Consider the following 11,714-nt stretch of genomic DNA (forward strand, 5'->3'; position numbering starts at 1 on the left):
TGCGAGCCGAAAAGATTCACGTTAAAGTCGCTTGACTTAGAGTGCGCTCTAACTTCTAAGCTCCGTTCATGACCACATTCCTGACCATCGCCCAAGTTGCAGAAGCCACCGGCCTGTCGACGCATACGCTGCGCTATTACGAGCGCATCGGCCTGCTCGACAGCGTGCAGCGGCGCGATAACGGCCATCGTGTCTTCCGCACCGAAGACATGAGATGGCTCGAGTTCCTGCTGCGCCTGCGCGATACCGGCATGCCGATCGCGCAGATGCAGGCGTACGCCGCACTGCGGCGGCAGGGCGACAGTCTGGAGAGTGTGTCGGCGCGCCAACGCCTGCTGGAATCGCATGCGGCGGCGCTGGAAGCGGAGCTGCGCGCGCGGGCCGAAACGCTGGCCGTGCTGCGCGCCAAACTCGTTGTCTACGACGGCATCCGGGCACGGATTGAAGCCGCGGAAGGCGCGAAGGGCTCTGCTTCCTCATCTCTCAAATCGAAGCACAAGCCAAAACGCCAACCGAACGAGGACGCGCATGACACCGAACACGCACACCGCCCAATCCGCAAACCACGCCAATCTGCAGGACGACCGTTACGCACGGGGCTGGCTAAAGCTGAAGGAAGTCGATGATGTGGCCGGCGAACGCGTGGTCGAGGCCATGGCCGACATCGCGCCCGACCTCGGCCGCTACATCGTCGAATTCGGGTTTGGCGATGTTTACTGCCGCCCTGGTCTGACGCTGCGCGAGCGCGAGATTGCCACCATTGCCGCGCTCACGGCGCTGGGCAACGCGGCACCGCAGTTGAAGGTGCACATTGCGGCGGGGCTCAACGTCGGGCTCACGCGCACGGAGATCACCGAGACGATCCTGCAGATGGCGCTATACGCGGGTTTTCCGGCAGCGCTCAACGGCATGTTTGCCGCCAAGGAAGTGTTTGCTGCTCACGACGCCGAGGCCTAGGGCGTGGTCGCTGCCGGAGGGTCGATCCGCCGCGACACCAGCAACTGATCAACGCGGTGATTGTCGATGTCGAGCACTTCAATATGCAGCGGCCCGATGTCGACCGTCTCGCTTTTCTTGGGAATGCGCTTGAGCGCGTAGATGACCAGCCCGGCGAGCGTTTCGACGTGGTGTTCGCCGGGCAGGTCGTCGAGGTCGAAGGCGCGTTTGACGTCGCCCAGCGGCGTGACACCGTCGATCAGGCATGAGCCGTCATCGCGGCGCACGATCTGCTCGTCCTCGCCCAGGTACAGGATGTCGCCCATCACCGCGCCGACAATGTCGTCGAGTGTCACAACACCCACCACCAGCCCGTATTCGTTGACGACCGCGCCAAAGCGCTCGTGCATCTCGCGAAAGCGCGTGAGCGCTTGCGACAGATTGAGCGTGTCTGGCAGCACCAGCAGATTCTTGTCGTAGTGCTTGCTGATGTTACGGATCACGGCGGACGACTCGTCCGACAGGATCTGCTGCAGGATGTCCTTGGACGCGATGAAGCCGAGCACCGAGTCGATGTCTTCGCGGCAGACGAGATATTCGGCGTGCGGCTGCGCAATGATCTTCATCTTGATCGACTCCAGCGGCTCGTCCACCGTGAAGTAGATCACCTCGTCGCGCACGGTCATCACCGAGGTGATGGTGCGCGATTCCAGCTCGAACACGTTTTCGATCATGGCCAGCTCGTGCTTGCGCAGCACGCCGGCTTCCGCGCCTGCGCCCACCATGGCGGCGATGTCTTCGGTGGTGATCTGGTCGACGCGGTGTGTCGGCACGCCAAACAGCTTGAGGAACATGTCGGCCGCCCCATTGAACAGCCACACCACCGGCCGCAGTGCGCGCAGGCACGACTGCATCGGGCCGATGACCGACAGGGCGCAGCGCTCGGGGTAGAGCACGGCCAGGCGCTTGGGCAGCAGGTCGGCAAAGAGAATGAACAGCGCCGTCACGATGATGAAGCCGGCGATGCTGCCGATCCGTTCGGCGCGGGCGGCAGGCAGCCACTCGCTCAGCCCCGCGGCGAGCGGCCCCGAGATCTGGCTGTCGCCGATGACACCGGCCAGGATGGCCACCGCATTCACCCCGATTTGCACCACGGTGAAGAAGTTGCCGGGCATGTCCTTGAGTTGCAGCACGCGCAGGGCGCGGGTGTCGCCGTCGTCGGCCAGGGTTTGCAGGCGGGTGCGCCGCGATGCCGTGAGGGCGATTTCGGAAGCAGAAAAAAAGGCGCTGATCAGGATCAGCAGGGCAAGGATGAGGGCGGACATGATGGGGGGGGCCGTCCGGGCAAGTCGCGTCGTTGCGCAGCGACAACTGCACGGTCGCGTGGAATGTGGCTCCGAATGATCATGGTGCAGCCCTGAATGCTTTGTCAAACCACGGCATGCGCGATTGATCTCAAACAATTGTTTATGTCCGAGAGGGGTATACGGCCATCAAAAATGTGGTTTGCGGTGTACCCATGGCATCGGCGATACTTGACGTTCGGACACATTATCTCGGTATGCCTTGCGGGGCCTGCGTTTGCGGGCGGCGACCGGGAAGAAAAACAGCAGTTCCGGGACGGCGCCGCCACAGGGGCCGATCTTCAGCGCCGGCGCAGATCGGCCTAATTCATGCACTCAGTTGCATAGCGGAGTATCAGTTCATGTGGGTTCTCAGCCGTTTACAGCGGCGCACCGGGGGGAAACGGGGGAATACGGCAGGGACGATCGCTCGGTTGGCAGGCTTTCTTATTGCAGCCACCGTATCGATGCCTTGTACGACGTTTGCGCAACAAACGTCTGCCACCACCGGATCCGGTGCGTCTGCGGTTACATCTTCCGTCTCGGCCAGCGCGCCGAACATCGCGTGGTACTACGGCGACAAACCGCCCGTGGCGCAGTTGCGCGCCTTCGATGCTGTGGTGGTGGAACCCGACCACGGGTTCGATCCATCGCAGTTCAAGACACCCAAGACGCAGTGGTACGCCTATGTGAGCGTGGGCGAGGTCACGCCTGAGCGCAGCTGGTACAAGGAATTACCCAAGGCCTGGTTGTCGGGCCGCAACGCGGCGTGGGCCTCACGCGTGGTAGACCAGGCCCAGCCCGAGTGGCCGGCGTTTTATGTCGAACACGTCATCAAGCCGCTGTGGGACAAGGGCTACCGTGGCTTTTTCCTCGATACGCTCGACTCTTATCAGTTGGTGGCCAAGGACGACGCCTCGCGCGCGGCGCAGGAAGCCGGCATGGTGCGGGTGATTCGCGCGATCAAGGCGCGCTATCCGGACGCCAAGCTGATCTTCAACCGCGGGTTTGAGATCCTGCCGCAGGTGCACGACCTGGCGTATGCGGTGGCGTTTGAATCGCTGTATCGCGGCTGGGACCAGGGCAGCAAGCAGTACAAGGACGTGAGCGACGCCGACCGCGAATGGCTGATGGGCCATGTGCGCCAGATTCGCGACGACTATCACCTGCCCGTCATCGCCATCGACTACTGCCCGCCGACCGACCGTGCCTGTGCACGCGAAACGGCCAAGCGCATCAAGGCGCAGGGCGTGGTGCCGTACGTGACCGATCCCGACCTGTCGACCATTGGCGTGGGGCGCATCGAGGTATTGCCGCGCAAGGTGTTGATCCTGCAGGACCGCGACCCGCGTACCACCATCGACACCAGCGAGGGCGTGCGCTTCGTGGCCACGCCGCTCAATTTTCTTGGCTACGACGTTGAGTACGCCGACATCAACAAGCCGCTGCCCGCTTCGGTACCGCCCGACCGCTACGCCGGCGTGGTGGTGTGGGTGAACACCAGTCCGATCAGGCAGGTCGCGGCGCTGTCGTCGTGGGTGCGGCAACGTATTCATGACGGCGTGCACATCGCCTTCCTGAACCAGTTCGGCCTGCCGGTGGACGGCAGCATGGCCGACATGTTCAAGCTGCAACTCGTGCGCGGGCGTGCCAGCGGGCCGCTGTCGGTGGTGTCGCAAGACAAGATGATGGGTTTTGAGATGGCGCCCCAGCCGGAGCGCCGTGAAGCCCAGCCGATCAAGGTGAGCGCGAATGGGCAGTCGCTGCTGCGGCTGAAGTCGGGCAACTTTGAGTTTGATGCCGCTGCCATTACCGACTGGGGCGGCTACGTACTGAATCCGTACGCGGTGTTCTCCATGGACACCGTTGAGCAGGCCCGCTGGGTTGTCCAGCCGATCGAATTCCTGCGCCGCGCGCTGGCGCTGCCGGACATGCCGATCCCCGATGTGACCTCTGAAAACGGCCGCCGGCTCATGCTCGTGCACGTGGATGGCGACGGCTTTGCCTCACGCGCCGAGTTTCCTGGCCCCGAATATTCCGGCGAGGTGCTGCTGCAGGACGTGTGGGAGAAGTACCGTATCCCGACAACGCTGTCGATCATCGAAGGCGAGGTGGGCGCAAGCGGGCTTTACCCCAAGCTGACGCCGCGCCTGGAAGCAATTGCGCGCCAGATGTTCGCGCTGCCGTATGTCGAGCTGGGCACCCATACTTATTCGCACCCGTTTGATTGGAGCCGCACCGTGCCCGGCGCGGCCGCTGATCGGGCCAAGGAAGGCCCGGGTGCGGACAAGGGCGGTGGCGACACCGCATTCACGCTGTCCATTCCCGGCTACAAGTTCAGCCTGGATCGCGAGATAGCGGGCTCGATCAACTACATCAACGAGCGTCTGGCCCCGCCCGGCAAGCGCGTGAAGCTCCTGCAGTGGTCGGGCGACTGCCAGCCTCCCGGGATTGCCGTGCGCATGGCGTGGGACGCAGGCGTGCTCAACCTGAACGGGGGCGATACCACCATCACGCGCAGTTCGCCATCATGGACGGAGATTGCGCCGCTGGGCATCGACAAGGGCCCGGGGGCTTACCAGGTGTTTGCGCCAAACCAGAACGAGAACGTCTATACAAACGATTGGACCGGGCCGTTCTATGGTTTCGATCGCCTGATTGAAACGCTGCAGTTGACGGACACGCCGTATCGCTTCAAGCCGATCAACATCTACTACCACATGTATTCGGGCACCAAGCTTGCGTCGCTCAAGGCCTTGAAGAAGGTCTATGACTACGCGTTGTCGCAGCCCGTGTTCCCGATCTATTCGACCGAGTATGTGGTCAAGGTGCTGGACTTCCGCAACATGGCCATCGCCCGAGAAGTCGGTGACGACAACACCTGGGTGGTGCGCGGCGATGGCGATCTGCGCGAGCTGCGCTGGATGGCGCCCGGTACGCCGCGCATGGCGGATGCGCAGGGGGTGGTTGGGTATGACAAGGCCGCCGGCGGCATCTATATCCATCTTGATGATGGTGCCGCACGCTTTACGCTCGCACCTGGGGCGGAGTCGGCCAAGCCGGCGTACATTGCTGAAGCCGCTGCCTTTGTGCGCGATTTCGCACGAAACGGAAATGCGTTGAGTTTCGAGGCAGGCGGCTATTACAAGCCGTTTGTTCGTCTGGCCAATGCGGGTGCCTGCCGTGTGAAGGTCAACGGCAACCCGGCGCGCACCGCCCGTGCGCAAGACAACACCGTGCGTGTCGATCTGACAGGAGCTGCTGCGCAAACCGTGACCTACCAACGTGTCGATGTGGTCTGCTGACCTGACCCCGCGTGAACGGCTGCTGCCAGCCTGGCTGATCGGTACCCTGGGTGCGCTGATCGGGTTGGCGCTCGCCTTGATGTTTCCCCGCGAACGTCTGGAGGCGCGCCTGCTGGAGGGCGGCAAGGTCGATGCGCTGTCGGTGGCCTACCTGGAAGCGTGGCTGCGCGTGCGCCCGAACGACGGCGAGTTCTTGAGTGTGCTGGCTGCCCAGTACGTGCGCACGGGCCGCTTGGCAGAAGCCGAAGCCATGGTCGCTCGCATGCGCGCGCAGCACGACAAGACGCTCGACCGTGAAGCGCTGCTGCTGGATATCGCCATCCGCGAGCAACGCGCCTACGCGCTGCAACCGAACGATCCGCAGCGCGCGGCCATGCTGGTCGACCTGCGTGGTCTGCTCAAGCAGGCGCTGGACTATCGCTGGACTGCGGCCGAGCTGGAGATGCTCGCCGCCAAGTCGCGTGGCTTGGATCAGGGGGCGATTGCCATCCAGTTCTATCAACGACTGGCAAAACAGGACGTGGCGCGCGCCGCGCAATGGCAGGCGCGTACTGCTGAGATTGCGCTGGGCGTGGGCGAATACCGCGCCGCTGCCGCTGCCAACTTTGCTGCGCAGGCCACCGCCAAGTCGCTCGACGAGCAGCGCCGCTACTTCATTGCAGGGTTGAAGGCCCTGCAGGCTGGCAACCTGCTCGACGACGCCATGACGGAAGCGCAACGCCGCGTGGGCCCACTGATCGACGATACCGAAACGCTGCGCTTTCTCACGCGTCTGGCGGTGGCATGCAACCGGCCGGATCTGGCAGACCAATACGCCCGGCGCCTGCTGCGGCTGTCGTGGCATCAGGCGGGGGAGGGTGTTGCCTTGGCCTCCGGTGTCGCCCGTCATGACTGGGCATTCGCAGGCCGGCCTGAACCGCTGCCCAGTCCCGCAGACCTGGTGTTCATGGATGGCCCGGAAGGCTTGGCGCGTCGTCAGCGCCACGCTGCACGCATTCGCCCCGTCGCGGATAAGCAGAACAAGGCTGACGATGCAGCTTCGCCAGCGCAACCGTCGGGCGCACAGGCTATTGCACGCGGGATCGCCCCGTTCAATGCCGAAGACTACGACCTCGCGTTCCAGGTGTTCATGGGCAGCGGCAATCTGAACGATGCCATGCGCGTGGCCGAGGCCGCCGTGCGCCAACGGCCCGATCTGAAAATCTGGACCGAACGTGCCGCGCAGGTGGCCGAGTGGAACCGCCAACCGATGGCGGCGTTGAACTATTGGCTGGCGTACGCGCAATCCACCGGGGATGACGCGGCCTGGCACCATGTATTGCGTCTGGCGCCCGCGCTCAACGAAGACCACGCCTATCTGGCGGGGCTGCGCTACCAGGCAAGCCGCAACCCGGGCGACATGAAGTTGCTCGACCAGATCATCGCGGCGTACGAGCGCCTGGGCGAACCCGTGGAAGGGCTGGCATACCTGAACAGCATCGCACGCGGGCCGCATCGCCAGGCGGTGCTGGAGCGCTATGCCAATCTGGCCGAGCGCGCAGGCAAAGACGATCAGGCCTACGACACCTACGTGCGTTTGCAGAAGGAGTTCGGTCCCAACGCGCAGTACGCGCTCAAGCTGGCGAACATCCTGTACGTGCGCGGGCAGTTCGCGCAGGCGCTTGCCGCCATGCAGGCCGCGGACAAGGTGGCCACGCCATCCGATGACCTCTACTGGCGGACCTTCGCCCAGCTCGCGCGTCTGAACCAGCGTGATGATCTGTCGCGTGAGGCGTATCGACAGTTGCTGATCGGCGGCAAGGCTGAGCCAGACGATCTGACAACGATGATCGACTTCTACGACGCCAGCCCCATCGATGCTGGTCGTCTGGCAGAACTTGCCTTCCGCAAGGATGGCACGATGGTTCACCTGCAGCAGGCCATCTACTACTACACGCGTGCGCGCGCCTTCCGCCGCATCGATGGGTTGCTGGCCTCCCTCACGCCAGAACAGCGCAAAGCGGCCGAGCAATCCGCCGGCGTGCTGGGGGCGCGCGCAGAGTATTTCCGCCAGAGCGGTCAGTGGGATGCCGCCATGCGTGATTTGCGGCGCGCTGTGTCGCTGCCTGATGCGGGCAGCGATGTGAAGGCCGCCTTCCTCTGGGGCCTGCTGGATTCCGGTCAGAACGCCGAACTCAAGCGCGCATTGGCGCTTTGGCGTGGCGAGGCCGAAAACGATTCCGCGTACTGGGGCGCCTACGCTGCCGCCGGCCTGCAGCTGTTTGACGCCAACCTGGCGTTGCGCTTCCTGGGCCGCCAGGGCAAGTCGATGCAGACCGATCCGCTCTGGTTGCTGGCCTATGCCGATGCCCGCGAAATGGCCGGTCAGGCCGATGCCGCCTGGGCGCTGCGCCGCGAAGCGTGGTGGTTGCTGTGGCGCGCTGAAGACACGACAGGCAAAGGCAAGGCCAACCCGCCCGCGGGGCGCCGCGTAGGCACGCGCGTCACGGTGGGCGATGGCGACGCGGCGCCGCTGGAAGACGATGCACGCGCTGAATTGCGTGCCCGGCGCGTTTCACTGGCGCAGACGTTCGGGTCTGGCGACCTGTCGCAGCGTCTGCTGATCGAACTGCTGCGCGATGATCGCCGCGCGACGCGGCAGGCCCGCGAAGGCGGCAGCGCCGCTGTGCAGAAATCGGAGTTGGGCGATATCGACACGTTGCCGCCCGAGCCGCCCCAGACTCCCGCCGACAAGCGCAAGCAGGCCCGCGTGAGCGATCAGCTTGTTTCCGCCGTGGCGAAGGAAGCCGCACTGGGCTGGGCGCTCTCGCAGGAGGCGAATGATCTGGCGCGCGCGTGGCTGCTGCAGCAGTACACGCGCCGCATGACGCGCCCGGCCTATGCCGAGATCTCCATTGCCCTGGCCGAGCGCGATCTGCAGACGCTCAACCGGCTGCTTGACGACACGCCTGACCGCATTCCGCTCTACAACCGCATCGATGCCAATGTGATGACGGACCGCCTGGGCGAGGCGCAGCGTTTGTCGTTTGAAGGGCTGACCACCGCCCCCGATGACGCACAACTGCACGAACGTGTGCAGGAGACGCTGCTGACCAATGCGCAGGCGCTGGAGCCGCGCGAGACGTGGTTCAAGCAGGCACCCCTGACGTACTTCGAGACCAGCGCCGCCGCCGGCATCCGCCTGACCGACCACTACAGCATGCTGGTGCGCGCCACCCAGCGGAACCAGCGCTCGACCGACGATACGCAGTTGACCGGTGTGCCCGCGCAGGATCGACAGGTGGATTGGATCTCGCAATACCAGACGCAGAACACACAGTGGAAGGGCACGGTGGGTTGGCGCCAGGGGCTGGGCTCGCTTTACGCGTTCCGGCTGGATGGTCTGCTGGGGCAGGTAGGGCCGGTGGGCACCGAACTGTCGATCGGCCGCAACCAGCCGGCCAATGAAACGCCGCAACTGCGTGTGGGCGGCGTGAAGGATCTGTTCTCGATCGGCAACAACTGGCGCTTGACGCAAAACGAATACGTGCGCGCCCGCGTGGAAGGCGACCGCTTCTACGGACAGGATCGCTCGTTCCTCGGCAGCGGCATGGTGTTCGATGGTGAAATCGGCCACCGCTTCCGGGTGGAATATCCGGACTACACGATCCGCGTGGTTGGTACCGTTGCACGTTACAACGCAACGGGCACGGTCAGCCCGTTGATGGCTCGCCTGCTTCCCTCGGGCGCCGCACCGGACGTTGATCAGATCATGCCGCGCTCGTTCAACCAGTTCGGCATGCTGTTTGGCTTCGGCACGGATTATCTGGACCGCTACACGCGCGCATGGCGGCCCTTCATGGATGCGGGCATGCTGCATGACAACCGCGAAGGGTGGGGCGTGCAGGCTCAGCTTGGCGTCGCAGGCAGCGTGTTTGGCAACGACCATCTGGCGCTGTACATCGAGCACCAGTCGATTACGCGCGCGGGTACATCGCCGCTGACGGAGATCGGCCTGCGCTACCGCTGGCTCTACTGACAAGCAAGAACAAAGCAACGGGGAAAGAACGACATGAAGCACACAACGGAAGACTCCAGGGAGAACGCGATGACACCCTTGATCCACAAGATGAAGGCCGGCCGCCGGCGCTGGCTGGCCATGGCAGCGGGCGTTGGTGCGGCGCTTGTGTTGTCCGCCTGCGCGGTGGTCGACAGCGGCCGTGCACCGGCAACCAGCGCGTCTGACGCGTGGGTGGTGCTGCCCATCGCCAATTACACCGAAACGCCGCAGGCAGGCCTGCGTGCAGAGACGATCGCGGCCAGCATCCTGAAGGCGCGCGGCTTCTCCAACCTCAAGCAGTATCCGGCCAACCTGAACAGCGAATCGCTGTTCGAGCCCGCCGAGCGCGAGGCCGTGGCGCGTGCACTGGATTGGGCGCGCGGCGAGAAAGCCCGCTATGCCCTGACCGGCGCCGTGGATGAGTGGCGCTACAAGGTCGGCGTGGATGGCGAGCCCGCTGTCGGCATCACGCTGCAGGTGATTGACGTGCAGACCGGCAACGTGATCTGGAGCGCAGCCGGCAGCCGCACCGGCTGGAGCCGTGATGCCGTGTCGGCGGTGGCGCAGAAGCTGCTGCGCGAGCTGCTGTCGCCGCTGGGCCGGGGCTGATGAAGACCGAGTCCGCAGGTTCCGCCCAATCAGCCGGCCGCGCCGCCGCCGATGCGCGCGGCCAGGGTGGGCGAACTGAGCGGCGGCGCAACGCGCAGGGCATTGGCGCGTCGACCTGGTATGGGCGCCTGATTGCGCCCGCCGTCTCCAGCCCGAGCGCCGTGCTCGAAACGCTGGGCGCGGTGGTGGTGGCCATTGGCGTCGTCTGGCTGTTCTCGCCCGACAACCCGCTGCTGCTCGGCTACGGCTTTCCGTGGATCTGGCTGGTGCCGCTCATCCTGGCGCTGCGCTACGGCACGCTGCTCGGCGCGCTGGCCGCGCTGGTGGTGCTGGGCGCCTGGGCCGTGTTTTACGGACAGACGGCCGCTGCCGGCAGCTTCCCGCGCATGTACTTCCTGGGCGGTCTGATGCTGGTGTTGGTTGGCGGGCAGTACGGCGACATCTGGGGCGCGCGGTTGTCTCGCGCCCGCACGGTCAATGGCTATCTGAACGACCGGCTGGCAGCGCTCACCAAGAACCACTTCCTGCTGCGCCTCTCGCACGAGCGCCTGGAGAACGACCTGCTGGCCAAGCCGACCACGCTGCGCGACACGCTCACGCAGTTGCGCAATATCGCGCTGGCCGCGCGCGAGCATGGCACGGCCGAGAACGCGCCTGACGTGGCGCAACTGCCCGGCGCCGAGCCGTTCCTGCAATGGACGGCACAGGCCTGCCAGCTGGAAGTGGCGGCCATGGTGCGCGTGACAGGCAACCGCATCGACACCGAACCGGTGGCCCGTGTCGGCACGCCGTTCGACATCGTTGCCGATGACCCGCTGATCCGCCATTGCATCGACACGCACACGCTGGGCCACCCGCAGGCGCCTGAGCTGCGGAATGCGAACAACCCGGAAGACAGCTCGCGCTACGTGGCGTGCGCGCCCGTGCTGTCGGGTGCGGATGAGCTGATCGGCCTGGTGGTCGTGCATCAGATGCCGTTCCTCTCGCTGTCGTACGAGAACCTGCAGTTCCTGCTCGTGCTGCTTGGCTACTACGCCGACGGCGTGCGCCACCTCACCGTCAGCTCCGAGATTCTCGATCTCGTGCCCGATGCGCCGTACGAATTCGCGCTCGACCTCGGGCGGCTGGCACGCCTGCATCGCGACACCGGTATCGATTCGTCGGTGGTGGCGCTCATCTTCCACCAGGACGAGGCCAGCGACGCGTTGTTCGAGAGCGTGGTGCGCAGCCGCCGTGCGCTGGATGTTGTCTGGCAGGCAAGCGGCAAGAACCGCCGCGCCATCATCACGCTGATGCCGCTGTCGGGCGCGGGCGCGGTGTCGGCCTATCTGGTGCGCATTGAAGACAGCCTGCGCGCGCAGTTCGGCGTCGATTTCGAGGGCGGGCACATCAGCGTGCAGACGTTGCATGTGACCGGCGAGCATCCGGGCGAAGCGCTGCAGCGCTTCCTCTCGCGCTGCCATCTCGATGCATAGGGGCGCA

7 protein-coding genes are annotated in these 11,714 nt (G+C 64.9%); 6 read left to right on the forward strand and 1 reads right to left on the reverse strand.

Features of this window, described 5'->3' with window-relative positions; genetic code table 11:
• Positions 1 to 68: 68 nt before the first annotated feature.
• Both ACTJK4_RS08205 and ACTJK4_RS08210 read left to right on the forward strand, forming a co-directional pair.
• Complete coding sequence (locus tag ACTJK4_RS08205; protein WP_440817385.1) at positions 69 to 626, forward strand: MerR family transcriptional regulator; 558 nt, start codon at positions 69 to 71, stop codon at positions 624 to 626.
• Complete coding sequence (locus ACTJK4_RS08210; protein ID WP_232040679.1) at positions 529 to 957, forward strand: carboxymuconolactone decarboxylase family protein; 429 nt, start codon at positions 529 to 531, stop codon at positions 955 to 957. Before ACTJK4_RS08205 ends, ACTJK4_RS08210 begins: the two co-directional genes overlap by 98 nt.
• Here the strand turns inward: ACTJK4_RS08210 and ACTJK4_RS08215 are convergent.
• Positions 954 to 2,261: a hemolysin family protein gene (locus tag ACTJK4_RS08215; protein ID WP_232040678.1), complete on the reverse strand. Its 1,308-nt coding sequence runs from the start codon at positions 2,259 to 2,261 to the stop codon at positions 954 to 956. The two genes, ACTJK4_RS08210 and ACTJK4_RS08215, sit on opposite strands and share 4 nt — an antisense overlap.
• Before the next feature lie 485 nt (positions 2,262 to 2,746).
• Here ACTJK4_RS08215 and ACTJK4_RS08220 point away from each other — a divergent pair, with 485 nt between their 5' ends.
• The 4 genes from ACTJK4_RS08220 (at position 2,747) to ACTJK4_RS08235 (ending at position 11,707) form a co-directional block, all read left to right on the forward strand.
• On the forward strand, positions 2,747 to 5,584 hold the full coding sequence (locus tag ACTJK4_RS08220) for a bifunctional glycoside hydrolase 114/ polysaccharide deacetylase family protein (RefSeq protein ID WP_440817388.1): 2,838 nt from the start codon (positions 2,747 to 2,749) through the stop codon (positions 5,582 to 5,584).
• Entirely contained in the window at positions 5,571 to 9,602 is a 4,032-nt protein-coding gene (locus tag ACTJK4_RS08225; RefSeq protein WP_440817391.1) for a tetratricopeptide repeat protein, read from the forward strand. Before ACTJK4_RS08220 ends, ACTJK4_RS08225 begins: the two co-directional genes overlap by 14 nt.
• Positions 9,603 to 9,671: 69 nt before the next feature.
• Complete coding sequence (locus ACTJK4_RS08230; protein WP_232040675.1) at positions 9,672 to 10,232, forward strand: DUF4136 domain-containing protein; 561 nt, start codon at positions 9,672 to 9,674, stop codon at positions 10,230 to 10,232.
• Positions 10,232 to 11,707 (forward strand): PelD GGDEF domain-containing protein, encoded by a 1,476-nt coding sequence (locus ACTJK4_RS08235; protein ID WP_316869954.1) that lies wholly within the window; start codon positions 10,232 to 10,234, stop codon positions 11,705 to 11,707. Before ACTJK4_RS08230 ends, ACTJK4_RS08235 begins: the two co-directional genes overlap by 1 nt.
• Positions 11,708 to 11,714: the final 7 nt, after the last annotated feature.

The sequence above is a fragment of the Ralstonia sp. 22111 genome (assembly GCF_052045895.1).
Taxonomy (GTDB): domain Bacteria; phylum Pseudomonadota; class Gammaproteobacteria; order Burkholderiales; family Burkholderiaceae; genus Ralstonia; species Ralstonia wenshanensis.